The sequence below is a fragment of the Halomonas marinisediminis genome, assembly GCF_004347715.1.
Lineage (GTDB): Bacteria > Pseudomonadota > Gammaproteobacteria > Pseudomonadales > Halomonadaceae > Halomonas > Halomonas icarae.
The window spans coordinates 86,224-100,671 of record NZ_SLTR01000013.1; the positions used below are offsets into that span (position 1 = coordinate 86,224).

Here is a 14,448-nt window from a genome sequence, read left to right on the forward strand (position 1 = left end):
TATTGGATAGCGGTCACGGGTTACAGGGCGGCGACCCAGGCCGTGGCATCCACCTCGATCAGCAGGGGTGAATCATCCGCATCGAGCTCTGCCAGGGCCTGTCCCAGGGTGGCGGGGTCACCCACGCCCCGGTAGCGGCACGCGTAGCCGGTGGCCAGCGCCTCGAAGTCCGGGGCTGCCAGGTCGACCCCGAGGTGGGGCACCTCGCTCATCGACATGTAGCGCCGAATCTCGTCATAACCGTCATTGTTCCAGATCACCATGGCCACGGCGCGACCGAGGTCGCGGGCGGTGCCGAGCTCGCCGAGCACGAACTGGAGCCCGCCGTCGCCGACCAGTGCCACCACCGGGTGTTGCGGCTGGGCCAGGGCGGCCCCCAGGGCGGCGGGCAGACCGTAGCCGAGGGTGCCGAAGCCGGTGGCGGCATTGAACCAGCGTCGCGGGGCCGGCAGCGAGGCCAGGAAGTTGCCGGCATAGACCGGGCCGGTGGAGTCGCCGACCAGGATGGCCTCGGGCAGCACCTCGCGCAGAGTGGCATAGAGCGGCACATAGGGGGCGAGTTCCGGGTCCTCGGCGAGTGCCAGCTCGTGGCGTACGGCGTCGGCCCGGGCTGCACCGTCGCGGCGGGTGGCTGCCGGCAGATGCTCGAGAAGTCCGTTCATCGCCTGGCCGGCCTCGGCCAGGATGGCCAGGTCGGCGGCCTGGTTACGGCCCAGTTGCTGGGGGTCGATATCGATGCGAATCAGACGGCCATCGAGCCGGAAGCCCTCATCGGTATACATGTCGTAATCGGTTTCGCCCAGCTCGGTACCGATCGCCACGACCACATCGGCCTGGGAGGCCAGTCGGCGCGCGGCGGGCAGGCTCGCGGTAGCCCCCAGATCGAGGGGGTGGTCGAGGCCCAGCACACCCTTGGCGTTGATGGTGGTAAGGGCCGGGGCATCGAGGTGCTCGACCAGTCGACGGGCGGCCTTCGGCGAGGCCGCGGTGCCGCCCCCGAGCAGCAGCAGCGGACGCTGCGCGGTAGCCAGCCAGTCGGCGGCCATCTCCAGCGCGGCGGGGGCCGGGGCCGGGGGGAAGGTCCGTGCCGGAACGGCAGGTGCCTGCGGCGCCGGGGCGGTCATCACATCCAGCGGAATCTCGATATGCACCGGGCCCGGCCGTGCGGAGGCGAAGATCGCGAAGGCGCGGTTAAGGACCTCTGGCAGTGCTGCCGGGTCGAGGAGGGTGTGGCTGAAGAGGCTGACGCCGGCCAGGGTCTGACTCTGGTGAGGCATCTCGTGCAGCCGCCCCTGGCCGCGCCCCAGGGTATGGCGCTGATTGACGCTGGAAAACACCAGCATCGGTACCGAATCGGCCAGGGCCTGGCCCATGGCGGTGGCGATATTGGTCATGCCCGGGCCGGTGATGATGAAGCAGGCCGCCGGCTTGCCGCTGGCCCGGGCATAGCCGTCGGCCATGAAACCGGCCCCCTGCTCATGGCGGGGGGTGACATGCTGGATCCGGCCTTGGCCCAGCGCACGGTAGAGCTCGACGGTGTGTACCCCGGGGATGCCGAAGGCGGTGTCGACACCATGCGCCTCGAGAAGGCTCAAGAGCTGCTGAGCACAGGTCTGGCTCATTACGGCGTCTCCTCGGACAGTGACTCCTCGGGCAGTGGCTCGGGAAGCCCGCCGCGGGGGACTCGACCGAGCACCCTCTCCACCATCGGGATGAAGTGCTCGAGGGGGAGGCTGTCGTAGTCGGGATCGAAGCTGGCCTGGTCCCACTCATCACAGAAACGCACGGTTCTCTCATAGGCCGGGTGATCGCGGTACTGCTCTCGCGCGTGACGGTCCTGCCCGAAGAAGTGCCGGTAGTGATAGCCCTGAAAGAGTTCGTGGTGACGGATCATCCACGCATTGAGCGGATCGATAAAGGGCTCGAGAATGGCCGCCGCGACCTCGGCATGGTTGGTCGGTGCCAGGTCGTCACCGATGTCGTGGAGCAGGGCGCAGACCACCATCTCCTCATCGGCACCGTCGCGCAGTGCACGCGTTGCGGTCTGCAGGCAGTGTTCGTAGCGATCCACCGGGTAACCGTGGTGGTCGCCCGCCAGGTTGTGCAGATGGGCCAGCACCCGGCGCGGGGCATCGTCGATATAGTCGCGAAAACGGGCGTCGATCAGGGCCCACTCGTCGCGCTGGGCCTCACCGAAGTTTCGAAAGCGAGCTTGTTTCATGCGGGCTCTCCCTTGACCTGTGAAGTGGCGAGACGCTCTCGCAGGGTGCGGCGTCGGCTGGCGGTGCTGTCCCGGTCCACATACCCCTGGCGCATATGACGTACGCCGCCGGCGAGCTGAAAGGCGCTACGCCCATGGAGCAGGCGGTAGTTGTCCATGATCAACATCTGGCCGGGGTCGAGCTTGAGGTGCAGGGTCAGCTCCTCACCGTTGATCAGCCGGTAGAAGGCCTGGCGTGCGGCGTAATAGGCCTCGAGCTCCTCGGGGGGAAGTGCAGGCACCTGCTCGGTGCGGTTGGAGTAGCGTACCCGCACCGGAGTGCCGTGGCTGTCCAGCTCGATCAACGGCCCCTCGCTCTCCAGGTCAGTGTCGGCATCGTGATAACGGAAGCCGGGCGTGACCCGGGTCAGCGTGGCGTAGGCCTCGGGGTCGCGCTCGCGCAGCAGGCGAGCCGCCATGAAACCGTCGGCCAGGGTGCTGTCACCACCATCGGCGGCATTGGTCAGACAGTGCAGCCAGATGTAGCCGGGGATGGGGTCACGATAGGGGTTGTCCGTGTGGGGCTCCAGGCCGCGCTGCGTCATGGTCAGGTCATAGGCATTGGCCACGGACTTGACGTCGGCGATGCCACCCCAGTTGGTGCGGCGCAGCGGGCCGATGCGGTCGATCAGGGGTTGCATCCCATCGACCTGCGCCGGCACCCCGGAGACGACCACGAAGCCATCCCGATGGAGGGCTTCCAGCATCTCCAGAAGGGCCGCGTCATCCTCGCGGGCCGCGTCAAAGTCGGTCTGGGGTAGCGGGGCGCCGGCGGCATCCCACAGCCTCCTGGGAGGGTCGCTGGGCATATCCCCGAACAGCGTGTCGAGATCGAAGGCCGTGCGATGCCCATCGCTGAAGCACAGCTGGAGCCGGTTATCGGTTACCTCCGCGGACTCGATCGCCAGCGATAACGGCAGCTCCGCCGCCTCGATCAGGCGTTGACCGGTACGCGGGTCCAGGGTGTCGGCGTCGGGGCTGCGCTCGCGTAGCCAGAGGGCGGCGAACTGGCGCTGGTGTCCGTCATGCTCGATCGCCAGATGGCGGCGATTGGCAAGAGGCGTGACGTGAGTCATGGCGGTATCTCCACGGGCTGTGCTAGAGGTCGCCCTCTACCCTAAGCCCCTCCGCGGCGTGCGACTTGATTAAATTGGCCATAAAGTTGACCATGTTGGCCATGTTGGATGCTGCCGAAGGGCTGTGGCCCTACCCACGCCCCGACTCGCCCCCCCTGCTGACCCCGGAGCAGGCCGAGCACACGCTCAATGTGTGGCTGGTGCCGCGCTTCTCCATGCTGACCCTGTTCTGCCTGCTGGAACCGCTGCGGGTGGCCAATCGCTTTGGCCGCGATCTCTTTGCCTGGCGGCTGCTCTCGTCCGATGGCGAGGCGGTCGTGGCGAGCAATGGGGTGCGTATCGATGTGGATGGCGCCATCGCCACCCTGGACGATGCGGTGAGGCTGATGGTGGTGTCGTCGTACGATGCAGAAGCAACGGTCAGTTTCCAGGATCGCGCCATATTGCGGCGCATTGCGGCCCATGGCGGATGGCTGGGCGGTCTGGACACGGCCCCCTTTATCCTGGCCCGGGCGGGAGTGCTCTCCGGGCATCGGGTGGCACTGCACTGGGAGAGTGTTGCGGCGTTCCGTCAGGAGTTTCCCGACCTCGAGGTCAGTCGGGGCAGCTATGAAATGGATGACACGCGCCTCACCGGGTCGGGGGGTGCCGCCGGTATCGACATGATGCTGACCTGGATCGAACAGGCCTATGGGCCGGCGCTGGCAGATGCTGTCGGACTTCAACTGATCCACCAGCGGCCCCGTGGGGAGGGGGAAAAGCCGCAGCCACGCTACGGTGAGCTGCCGCGTGGGGTGGTCCGTGCCCTGGCGGTTATGGAGGCCAATCTCGGCAAGGCGCTGTCGATCCCCGAACTCTGCCGGATGGTGGGGCAGTCCCAGCGGCAGCTGGGGCGCCTGTTCCGGCACCATTTCGGGGAAACGCCACAGCAGTGTTACCTGGGCATGCGCCTGGATCGTGCCCGCCAGCTGCTCACCGATAGCCAGTGCCTGGTCACGGAGGCGGCGCTGGCCACCGGCTTTACCCAGCCGGCACACTTTACGCGAGCCTATCGTCGCCGGTTCGGCGAGGCCCCCAGTGTGACGGCAGAGCGCAGGCAGGGCTGAAAGCCGACCCTGCAAGGGCGTACCCGCCGGCTGTGCTACGGTGTCATTGTGGCTGGAGCGCCATCACAGATGATCAAGGGACGGAGGCTGTGAGCAAGTGCAGAGTCAGATGGATTCAGGTCAGGCAGGCGCCGAGGCCATTCCCGATTCGGTGCGTTGGCGTATTCTGGTGGTGCTGTTGGCCGCGATCGCCATGTCACTGATCAGTGTCAGCATCGTCAACGTCGCACTGCCCTCCATCCAGCAGGGGCTGGAAGCCACTCAATCCGACCTGCAGTGGGTGCTCTCCGGCTATGCGTTGACCTTCGGCGTGGCACTGGTGCCGGCCGGCCGCGCCGGCGACATCATGGGCCGTGGCGGCATCTTCATTATCGGCGTTGCGGTATTCACGGCGGCGTCCATTGCCGCGGGGCTGGCCTCGGATGCCACCTGGCTCAACGTTGCCCGCTTTGTTCAGGGCGTCGGCTCAGGGCTGCTGAATCCCCAGGGGGTGGGCATGATTCAGCAGTACTTCCGTGGCGCCGAGCGTGCCAAGGCATTCGGCTATTTCGGCAGTGCAGTGGGAGTATCGGTAGGCATCGGCCCCGTGCTTGGAGGCCTGCTGATCATGCTTGGCGGCGCTGACCTGGGCTGGCGGCTGACGTTTCTGATCAACGTGCCTATCGGTATTGCCACCATCATCATGGCCTTTGCCTGGTTTCCAAAGCCACTGTTCAATCGCGTCCCGGGAAGGACGGGAAGCGCCTCGCAGCGTGCCCTGCGTACCAGCCTGTATATGGCCCGCAAGCTGGACCCCGTTGGCTCCCTGTTGCTGGGGCTCGCCGTCTTCGCCGTGCTGTTTCCATTTATGGAGGCGCGCGCTTCGGCGCTTACCTGGCTGTTGCTGCCGCTGGGGCTCATGCTTGTCGCGGCCTGGGTGCGATGGGAGCGCTACTATGCCCGCCTGGGGCGAAGCCCCATGGTGGATCTGAATATCTTCTCCACTCACAGCTTCACCAACGGCGCGCTCATCATGACGCTCTATTTCACGGGCATGACCAGCATCTGGGTGCTGGTGGCGCTGTATCTGCAGCAGGGCCTCGGCAAGTCTGCCCTCGAGGCCGGCCTGGTCGGTGTGCCGTCGGCCTTCATTTCCGCCTATGCGGCACGCTGGGCCGGTCGCCGGGTGATGAGGTACGGCCGCAAGGTGGTCATTGGTGGGCTGTTTTTTGCCATCGCCGGTCTTGCGGCGAGTATCGTCGTCATCCTGCTGCATCAAGATGGCTATCTCAGCGTGTGGTGGTTGGTGCTGTCGCTATCGCTGATCGGGGTGGCCCAGGGCTCCGTGATCAGTCCGAACCAGACGCTGACCCTGGCAGAAGTCCCCCTGCAATATGCGGGAAGCTCCGGTGCCATCATGCAGACCGGCCAGCGTATCGGCACCTCGATCGGCATCGCCGTGATCACGGCGGCGGTCTTCGCAGCGCTTGGCGCAACCTCCTGGTCGATCGCCGTGTCGCTCGGCTTTGCCCTGATCGGGCTGGTCATGTTCGGCGCCCTCGGGGTCGCGTTCAAGGACCAGCGCGACCGAGCGAGAGCCTGGCAGACCCCCCATCGTAGCTAGGCATCCGGTGAGAGCCCCTCGTTGACGCCCACACCCCGCAGGCCTTGAAAGTCCTCGAGGCCATCCCAAGGTAGCCTCAAACGGCCTCTTCCCGAGGCCGGCCATGGCGGTTTCGCCGTGGCAGCGCGTTTTGCTGAAATTGATCACGGATTCACAGGAGGTGATTGAATGTCAGTCAAGACATCCGAGCGCAGGTTTCAGGAGAGTACCAACCCGCATCATGTCGTCGATTCACCGGACCCCCAGAGCCGCGTAAGGAGCGCGCCACGCCCGGGGGATGACCCCTATCCCACGCGCCTCGCCGAGCCCTTCGACATGCCCTGGCTCAACCGTCGAGAAGCGGTGGTAAAGGGGAGTGTCGAGGATGGCCCCCTGAGCCGGCAGCAACTCGACGAGTTCGACCGCAAGGGGTTTCTGTTCGAACCCAACTTCATCGCCGGCGAGGAGCTCGAGGAGCTGCGCCGAGAGCTGGCGGTGCTGCTGGAGAACCCCAACTACCGCAACCGCGACTTCAGCATCACCGAGCCCTCCGGCAAGGAGATTCGCTCGCTGTTCGCGATCCACTTCCTCTCCGAACGCTTCGCCCGACTAGCCCAGGACGAGCGCCTGGTGGGGCGTGCCCGCCAGATCATCGGCGGCGAGCCCTATGTGCACCAGTCGCGCATCAACTACAAGCCGGGCTTCGAGGGCAAGGGCTTCAACTGGCACTCGGATTTCGAGACCTGGCACGCCGAGGATGGCATGCCGGCCATGCATGCGGTCAGCGCCTCCATCGTGTTGACCGACAACCATCACTTCAATGGCCCGCTGATGCTGATTCCCGGCTCCCATCGGGTGTTCATTCCCTGTCTCGGGGAGACGCCGGCTGCCAACCACCAGCAGTCGCTGAAACATCAGGAGCTTGGGGTGCCGAGCCGCGAGGCGCTCTCCCGGCTGGTCGAGCGTCATGGTATCGAGGCGCCCACCGGCGCTGCCGGCGGCCTGCTGCTGTTCGACTGCAACGTGCTGCACGGCTCCAATGCCAATATGGCGCCAGACCCGCGCAGCAACGCCTTCTTCGTCTACAACCGCCGCGACAACCGTTGTGTGGCGCCCTTCGCGGCACCCGGACGGCGACCGGGCTTTCTGGCCCATGAGCCCGACGAGGCGTGGTCACCGGAACAGCCTTGAGTGGTGCTACGATCTGCGATCGTACTGCCGCGCTGCCGGCTCCGGTGTAGTGTGTGCCGCCGTCTGCGCTAAACTGTGCGCCTGTCGCGTTCGCGGCACACTCACAGAAGGAGAAGATGCGCCATGCGCTTTGTGCCCCGCTTCACCGACGGACAGGCCTATGCCGAGCGGCTTGGCAAGATCGTCTGCGTCGGTCGCAACTATGCCGAGCATGCCCGGGAGCTCGACAACCCGGTGCCCAGTGAGCCGCTGCTGTTCATCAAGCCGGCCACCAGCGCCGTGCCACTGGAGTCGCCCATCGAGGCGTCTCACTCCCGCGGTGAGGTCCATTACGAGACGGAGCTGGCGCTACTGATCGGTGAGGAGCTCAGCTACGTGACCGCCGGGGACGCGGAGCGCGCCGTGGTAGGCATCGGTCTGGCCCTCGACCTGACCCTGCGCGATGTCCAGTCGCGGCTCAAGGAGAAGGGGCACCCCTGGGAGATCGCCAAGGCCTTCGACGGCGCCTGCCCGCTGTCATCCTTTCTGCCGCTCTCCCAGGTACCCAACTGGAGCGCGCTCTCCTTTACCCTGGAGATCGATGGTGAGCTTCGTCAGCAGGGCGAAGGGGCCGATATGCTCTTTCCCGTTCCGACCCTGCTGGCCGAAATGAGCCGTCACTTCACCCTGCAGCCGGGCGATGTGGTGCTGACCGGCACGCCGGCCGGGGTAGGCCCGTTGGTCAGCGGTGCCGAGCTGCGCTTCACCCTCACCGGTGGCCTGGAGGTCACCACGCGGGTGGAGTAGGGGCACGTTAGAAGTTGGAAGTTGTGAGAGCGCAGAGAACAAGCGCGCCGCCGTGGATATCAACGACGGGGCGCTCTCTGTCTCTGGTTCTGTCTCCGGAAGGGGGCGAGCTACTCCAGGTAGGTATAGCCGGAGAGCCCCTCGGACAGATCGTCGAGGAAGCGCTGCTGCTCGGCCTCTTCCAGGCCGCTGGTGGCGAGCTGTTCGGCCAGATGGCGGCGCAGCACCTCGGCGTCGAAGTTGACGTAGCTCAGCACGTCGGCCACACGGTCGCCCTGCTGGATATGGCTCAGGCTCCAGCTGCCATCCTCGTTGAGGGTGGCATCCACAGAATCGGTGTCGCCGAACAGGTTGTGCAGGTCGCCGAGGATCTCCTGGTAGGCGCCTACCATGAAGAAGCCCAGCAGGCGCTCGTCATCCTCCTGCCACTCCGGCAGCGGCAGGGTGGTCTCCACACCCTGGCCATCCACATACCCGTCGATGCGGCCGTCGCTGTCGCAGGTAATGTCCTGGATGACCCCGCGGCGTACCGGCTCCTGGTCGAGTCCGGTGAGCGGCATCACAGGGAAGATCTGCTGGATCCCCCAGACATCGGGCACCGACTGAAACAGCGAGAAGTTGACGAACAGCTTGTCGGCGAGCTTCTCGGCTAGCTCATCACCGATCTCGCGATGCACGCGATTGCGCGTGTCCAGGCGTGCGCGCAGTCGGGCACAGGCCGCGAAGTAGACCGCCTCACCCTCGGCCCGGGCGGTGATATCGGTCAGCCCCATGACGAAGCGTTCATGCAGATCACCCATGGCCTGGGCGAGGTCATGCCAGGCCTCGACCAGGCCGCGCTGGTCGGGGGAGGCGCCGAGCAGGTCGTGGACTCGCCACAGCTCGTCGACCTGGGAGTCGCCTTCGACCCGGCGTTCGGGAGAGGCATCGCTGACCCGCTCCTCGCCGATCACGTTGGTGATGAGGACGGCGTGGTGGGCGGTCAACGCGCGGCCCGACTCACTGATCAGGTGGGGCTGGGGCAGATCGTTCTCCTGGCAGGCCAGGCGGAAGGCGTAGACCACATTACGGGCGTACTCGAGCATCGAGTAGTTGGCCGAGCAGAAGCTGCGCGAGCGGGTGCCTTCGTAGTCGACGCCGAGGCCGCCGCCCACATCCACGGTATCCACCGGGGCGCCCAGCTCCACCAGGCTCTGGTAGAAGCGCGCACACTCGCGCAGGCCGCGCTGGATGTCACGAATATTGGCGATCTGCGAGCCCAGGTGGAAGTGCACCAGCTGCAGGCTGGCCAGGGCATCGGCCTCGCGCAGTCGCTCCACCACCTCGAGGATCTGGCTGGCGGTGAGGCCGAACTTGGACTTTTCACCGCCAGTGTTCTGCCAGCGGCCGCGTCCTACGGAGGCTAGCCTGGCGCGTAGTCCGATGCGTGGTGTGACGCCGAGTGCCGAGGCCTCTTCGAGGATCAGCGGCAGTTCCGAAAGCTTCTCCACCACCAGATAGACACGGTGGCCGAGTTTCTCGCCCATCAGCGCCAGGCGCACATACTCGCGATCCTTGTAGCCGTTACAGACGATCAGAGAGGGACCGTCGCCGGAGAGCGCCAACACGGCGAGTAGCTCCGGTTTGCTGCCGGCCTCCAGCCCCACCCGGTCGCGACCGCGCTCGGGAGTGGCGAGTATCTCCTCCACCACTCGGCGCTGCTGGTTGACCTTGATCGGGTAGACCGCCGTATAGCCGCCGCCGAAGGATTCTTCTTGCATGGCGGTATCGAAGGCGTGGCAGAGTTGCTCGACCCGGTCGTGGAGGATATCGATAAAGCGTACCAGCACCGGCAGGCGCAGGCCGGCGGCCTTGAGCTCGCTCACCAGGTCGTTCAGCGGCAGGGTCGGGCCCTCGGCCTCGCTGCCCAGGGGGCGCACCAGGGCATGGCCGGCATCATCCACATCGAAGTAGCCGCTGCCCCACTGGTCGATGTTCCAGACGCGCCGGGCGCGCCGGGCGGGACCGCTGGCACTGGCCATGGGTAGGGTCATCGGCTTGCCTCCGGTAGGGGCAGGGCAGGCTGCTCGATACGCGCCTTGAGAATGGTGCGAAAGCGTTCGGGGTCGTGAGGCGTCAGGTCGTGAGCCGGCGGGTCCACATAGACCACCAGCAGGCGCGAGAGCCAATAGCGCAGCGCGGTCATGCGCAGCATCATCGGCCAGACATCGCGCTCGGCCGCCGTCAGCGGACGGTGTGCTTGATAGGCGGCGAGGATGGCGTCATGGCGTTCGGCATTCAGGCTGCCGTCCGCGTTGCAGGCCCAGTCGTTGATGACGATGGCCAGGTCGAACAGCAGGTCGCCGGTGCAGCCATTGTAGAAATCGATGATGCCACCCAGACGATCACCATCGAACAGGGTATTGTCGCGGAACAGATCGCCGTGCAGTGCCCCCTGTGGCAGCTCGATAACGCCATTGAAGACATCTTCATAGGTCTCCACTTCATCCTTCATCAGCGTCTGATCCGCCGCAGAAAGATAGCCATGTACCTTGGGGTGAAGGGCCACCAGCCAGTGGAGATCGCGTGGGTTGGGGCGATGGCCGGTGAAGTGCTGTGAGATGGCGTGCAGGCGTCCCAGCACGCTGCCCAGCTCATGGCACTGGGCCAGATTCGGATCGAGCGGGTGCTTGCCGGGCAGCCTCGGGAACAGCAGTGCCGGCTTGCCGGCCAGGCTATGCAAAGCCACGCCCTCACGGTCATGCAGGGGGCCGGGCACCGGCAGGCGATGCTCATCGAGGTAATCGAGCAGCTCGACAAAAAACGGCAGTTCCTCATGCTCACCCTGTTCGAACAGGGTCAGCACCAGCTCCCGCTGGTCGGTAGTGACGAAGAAGGTACTGTTCTCGGTGCCGGCGGGAACGCCCTCCAGGGAGACCAGTGAGCCGGCGTCGAAGCGGCTCAGGAAGGCCTCGATCTGGGACTCGGTCAGCGGTGTGAATACGGCCATGTGTCTCTTACCCGGGTATGCCAAGCCGCCTATTGTAGCGACTTGCGAGTGTGATGCACGCTTCGCCGAACCGCCAGGGGATTGAACCGTTCGAGGCTTGTCCCCGGCGCCTCTCGCGTTACCGGCGATAGCGGCTTTCATCATTCAGAAGGTCTGCAGAACCCATTCGGGCACGGCGATGCGATCGCCCTGCTGGCGTTCAAAGTTGCCATCACCGTCGCGATCGACCAGGTAGTAGGAGGGGCCGCTGGAGGGGCGGATCTCGATGGCATAGAGCTCCCCATTGATCCGGTACTCGCGGATGATGCGCTCCTCCTCCTGGCGGATGGTGATATCCGGTGCCAGCTCATCATTGGGCTGGGCCAGGGCCGGCAGGGCAGCGGCGAGCGACAGGCTCATGGTCAGCAGCGCGGCGGTAAGTGAGGGAAGTGTGTTCATGATGATCTCCGGTCCGCCGGGGCGGTGAGATGGTGTGTGTCCCCAGTGTAAGGGGTCGTTGCCTTCGCGCCCACCGGGCGCGGCAAAACGGCTGCGCTATGCGTATCATGGTTGATCAGAATCACTCTCCGCTCAGCTTCAATGGATGCCTCCATGGCCGATAGTCCCATCGTTCTCGTCGACGGTTCCTCCTACCTGTACCGCGCCTTCCACGCCCTGCCGCCGCTGACCACCTCGGAAGGCTTACCCACCGGGGCGATCAAGGGCGTGCTCAACATGCTCAAGCGGCTGATCAAGGACTACCCGAACAGCCCCATGGCGGTGGTCTTCGATGCCCCGGGCAAGACCTTTCGCGATGAGTTGTTCGAGGAATACAAGGCCCAGCGGCCACCGATGCCGGATGAGCTGCGCGATCAGGTTCAGCCGCTGCACGACTGCGTGAGGGCGCTGGGCCTGCCGCTGCTGTGCATCGAGGGGGTCGAGGCCGATGATGTCATCGGCACCCTGGCTCGCCAGGCCACCGAGGCGGGTCGCGATGCGGTGATCTCCACCGGTGACAAGGACATGGCACAGCTGGTCAATGCCCACATCACCCTGGTCAACACCATGAAGGACGAGACCCTGGACGTCGAAGGTGTCAAGGAGAAGTTCGGCCTGCCCCCCGAGCTGATCATCGACTTCCTGGCCCTGATGGGCGACAAGGTGGACAACATTCCCGGTGTCCCCGGGGTGGGCGAGAAGACGGCGCTGGGTCTATTGCAAGGCATTCAGGGCGGGCTCGATACCATCTATGCCGATCTGGAGGCGGTCAAGGCGCTTGATTTCCGTGGCGCCAAGACCCTGCCAAAGAAGCTCGAGGAGCACCGCGACAAGGCCTTCCTCTCCTATCGGCTGGCGACCATCAAGACCGACTGCGAACTGCCGGTGGGGCTCGATGATCTGGAACTCGCCCATCCGGACCGCGAGACGCTGCTCGAGCTCTATCGCCGTTTCGAGTTCAAGGCCTGGCTGTCCGAGCTGTTGGAGGGCCGGGACGAGGGCGTTGACGACGTCGCCGGTGGCACCAGCACTCCGGAGGTCGCCGAGGAGCACGCCGCCGGCGGCGCACCACGTGAGGATCATGTCATTCTCGAGCAGGCCGAGCTGGACGCCTGGCTCGAGCGGCTACAGAGCGCCGAGGCCTTCTGCTTCGACCTGGAGACCACCAGCCTGAACTACATGGAGGCGCAGATCGTCGGCATCGGACTGGCGCTGGAGGCGGGGGAGGCCGCCTATATCCCCCTGGCCCACGACTACCTCGACGCCCCCGAGCAGCTCGATCGTGACGCCGTGCTTGCCGCCCTCAAGCCGCTGCTGGAGGACAACGGCAGAACCAAGATCGGGCAGAACCTCAAGTACGATATCTCGGTGCTGGCCGGTTATGGCATTCGGGTGGCCGGGCCACTCGAGGACACCATGCTCGAGTCCTATGTACTCGACTCCACCGCCACCCGTCATGATATGGACTCCCTGGCACTCAAGTATCTGGGCGAGAAGACCATCCCCTTCGAGGAGATTGCCGGCAAGGGGACCAAGCAGCTCACCTTCAACCAGGTTGCCCTGGAGCAGGCGGCGCCCTACGCCTGTGAGGATGTCGATATCACCCTGCGTCTGCACCACGAGCTGCGCCCAAGGCTCGAGCGGCAGGGGCGTCTGCGCCAGGTGCTCGAGACGGTCGAGCTGCCGCTGATCCCGGTGCTGTCGCGGATGGAGCTGACCGGCGTGGCCCTGGATCCGCAGCGCCTGCACGCTCAGAGCCGTGAGCTCGAGGCGAGAATCAACGAGCTGGAGGCCCGTGCCCATGAGCTGGCCGGCCGTGAGTTCAATCTCGGCTCTCCCAAGCAGCTGGGCCAGATCCTCTTCGAGGAGCAGAAGATCCCGGTGCTCAAGAAGACCCCCAAGGGGGCGCCGTCCACCGCCGAGGCGGTGCTCGAGGAGCTGGCCCTGGACTATCCGCTGCCCAAGGTGATCATGGAGCATCGCGGCCTGGCAAAGCTGAAGTCCACCTACACCGACAAGCTGCCGCGCCTGGTCAACAAGACCACCGGGCGCCTGCATACCAGCTATCACCAGGCGGTCACCGCCACCGGGCGACTCTCTTCGAGCGATCCTAACCTGCAGAACATCCCGATCCGGAACGAGGAGGGCCGCAAGATCCGCCAGGCCTTTATCGCCCGGCCCGGCTATCGCATCGTCGCCGCCGACTACTCACAGATCGAACTGCGCATCATGGCCCATCTCTCGGGTGACAAGGGACTGCTGGCGGCGTTTTCCGAGGGGCGTGACATCCATGCCGCCACCGCCGCCGAGGTGTTCGGCGTGGCACTCGACAAGGTGACGGCAGATCAGCGGCGCAGCGCCAAGGCGATCAACTTTGGGTTGATCTACGGCATGAGTGCCTGGGGGCTGTCACGGCAGCTGCATACCGAACAGAGTCAGGCCAAGGTCTATATCGACCGCTACTTCGACCGCTACCCCGGGGTGGCGAACTATATGGAGCGCATCCGCGCCCAGGCCGCCGAGGATGGCTTCGTCGAGACGGTGTTCGGTCGGCGCCTTCATCTGCCCGAGATCCGCTCCCAGAATCGTGCCCGCCGTCAGGGCGCCGAGCGCACCGCCATCAATGCTCCCATGCAGGGCACGGCCGCGGATATCATCAAGCGTGCCATGATCGAGGTGGCCGCCTGGCTGCAGGAGGGGGAGATGGATGCCTGGATGGTGATGCAGGTTCACGACGAGCTGGTGTTCGAGGTGGCCGAGGCCCGGGTAGAGGCGTTCAGTGAGCAGGTGAAGGCGCGCATGCAGGCCGCCGCCGAGCTCGATGTGCCATTGATTGTCGAAGCCGGGAGTGGGGCCAACTGGGACGAGGCGCACTGACCATGAAAAACGCCACCGCTGCTGCGGTGGCGTTTCTGGTGGTGCGCCAGGCATGGCGCGCAGCGCCTTGACTGGCGCTGTTCCCGAGGGTGGTGCCTCGGGAT

General features: G+C 65.5%; 11 protein-coding genes. 5 read left to right on the forward strand and 6 right to left on the reverse strand.

Going from position 1 to position 14,448, the window contains the following annotated elements; translation table 11 throughout:
- Positions 1-20: 20 nt before the first annotated feature.
- From E0702_RS10840 to tmpA, 3 genes are read right to left on the reverse strand one after another with little or no spacing between them, the layout of a single operon-like run.
- Positions 21-1,622: a 5-guanidino-2-oxopentanoate decarboxylase gene (locus E0702_RS10840; protein WP_132043711.1), complete on the reverse strand. Its 1,602-nt coding sequence runs from the start codon at positions 1,620-1,622 to the stop codon at positions 21-23.
- Positions 1,622-2,221: an HD domain-containing protein gene (locus tag E0702_RS10845; protein WP_132043713.1), complete on the reverse strand. Its 600-nt coding sequence runs from the start codon at positions 2,219-2,221 to the stop codon at positions 1,622-1,624. The genes E0702_RS10840 and E0702_RS10845 overlap by 1 nt, the downstream gene beginning before the upstream one ends.
- Positions 2,218-3,336 (reverse strand): 2-trimethylaminoethylphosphonate dioxygenase, encoded by a 1,119-nt coding sequence (tmpA, locus tag E0702_RS10850; protein WP_132043715.1) that lies wholly within the window; start codon positions 3,334-3,336, stop codon positions 2,218-2,220. The genes E0702_RS10845 and tmpA overlap by 4 nt, the downstream gene beginning before the upstream one ends.
- Before the next feature lie 101 nt (positions 3,337-3,437).
- Here tmpA and E0702_RS10855 point away from each other — a divergent pair, with 101 nt between their 5' ends.
- The 4 genes from E0702_RS10855 (at position 3,438) to E0702_RS10870 (ending at position 8,001) form a co-directional block, all read left to right on the forward strand.
- Entirely contained in the window at positions 3,438-4,442 is a 1,005-nt protein-coding gene (locus E0702_RS10855; protein WP_132043739.1) for a GlxA family transcriptional regulator, read from the forward strand.
- Between the two features lie 109 nt (positions 4,443-4,551).
- Entirely contained in the window at positions 4,552-6,045 is a 1,494-nt protein-coding gene (locus tag E0702_RS10860) for an MFS transporter (RefSeq protein WP_132043717.1), read from the forward strand.
- 168 nt (positions 6,046-6,213) lie between these two features.
- Entirely contained in the window at positions 6,214-7,215 is a 1,002-nt protein-coding gene (thpD, locus tag E0702_RS10865) for an ectoine hydroxylase (RefSeq protein ID WP_132043719.1), read from the forward strand.
- Positions 7,216-7,338: 123 nt separating this feature from the next.
- Positions 7,339-8,001, forward strand: a complete 663-nt coding sequence (locus tag E0702_RS10870) for a fumarylacetoacetate hydrolase family protein (RefSeq protein WP_132043721.1) — start codon at positions 7,339-7,341, stop codon at positions 7,999-8,001.
- Between the two features lie 110 nt (positions 8,002-8,111).
- Here the strand turns inward: E0702_RS10870 and speA are convergent, their stop codons facing one another.
- From speA to E0702_RS10885, 3 genes are all read right to left on the reverse strand, one after another.
- Entirely contained in the window at positions 8,112-10,022 is a 1,911-nt protein-coding gene (gene speA / locus E0702_RS10875) for a biosynthetic arginine decarboxylase (protein ID WP_132043741.1), read from the reverse strand.
- 8 nt (positions 10,023-10,030) lie between these two features.
- Positions 10,031-10,990: a homoserine kinase gene (locus tag E0702_RS10880; protein ID WP_132043723.1), complete on the reverse strand. Its 960-nt coding sequence runs from the start codon at positions 10,988-10,990 to the stop codon at positions 10,031-10,033.
- Between the two features lie 144 nt (positions 10,991-11,134).
- On the reverse strand, positions 11,135-11,428 hold the full coding sequence (locus E0702_RS10885; protein ID WP_132043725.1) for a DUF2782 domain-containing protein: 294 nt from the start codon (positions 11,426-11,428) through the stop codon (positions 11,135-11,137).
- Positions 11,429-11,581: 153 nt separating this feature from the next.
- On the opposite strand from E0702_RS10885, the gene polA reads away from it, so the two are divergent.
- A complete protein-coding gene (polA, locus tag E0702_RS10890) occupies positions 11,582-14,344 on the forward strand; it encodes a DNA polymerase I (protein ID WP_132043727.1) in 2,763 nt (920 codons plus the stop codon).
- Positions 14,345-14,448 lie beyond the last annotated feature (104 nt).

Excerpts from the sequence above, each read along its gene's own strand:
- E0702_RS10840 (WP_132043711.1), bottom strand. The coding sequence starts at position 1,622 with ATGAGCCAGACCTGTGCTCAGCAGCTCTTGAGCCTTCTCGAGGCGCAT.
- E0702_RS10845 (WP_132043713.1), bottom strand. The coding sequence starts at position 2,221 with ATGAAACAAGCTCGCTTTCGAAACTTCGGTGAGGCCCAGCGCGACGAG.
- tmpA (WP_132043715.1), bottom strand. The coding sequence starts at position 3,336 with ATGACTCACGTCACGCCTCTTGCCAATCGCCGCCATCTGGCGATCGAG.
- E0702_RS10855 (WP_132043739.1), top strand. The coding sequence starts at position 3,438 with ATGTTGGATGCTGCCGAAGGGCTGTGGCCCTACCCACGCCCCGACTCG.
- E0702_RS10860 (WP_132043717.1), top strand. The coding sequence starts at position 4,552 with ATGGATTCAGGTCAGGCAGGCGCCGAGGCCATTCCCGATTCGGTGCGT.
- thpD (WP_132043719.1), top strand. The coding sequence starts at position 6,214 with ATGTCAGTCAAGACATCCGAGCGCAGGTTTCAGGAGAGTACCAACCCG.
- E0702_RS10870 (WP_132043721.1), top strand. The coding sequence starts at position 7,339 with ATGCGCTTTGTGCCCCGCTTCACCGACGGACAGGCCTATGCCGAGCGG.
- speA (WP_132043741.1), bottom strand. The coding sequence starts at position 10,022 with ATGGCCAGTGCCAGCGGTCCCGCCCGGCGCGCCCGGCGCGTCTGGAAC.
- E0702_RS10880 (WP_132043723.1), bottom strand. The coding sequence starts at position 10,990 with ATGGCCGTATTCACACCGCTGACCGAGTCCCAGATCGAGGCCTTCCTG.
- E0702_RS10885 (WP_132043725.1), bottom strand. The coding sequence starts at position 11,428 with ATGAACACACTTCCCTCACTTACCGCCGCGCTGCTGACCATGAGCCTG.
- polA (WP_132043727.1), top strand. The coding sequence starts at position 11,582 with ATGGCCGATAGTCCCATCGTTCTCGTCGACGGTTCCTCCTACCTGTAC.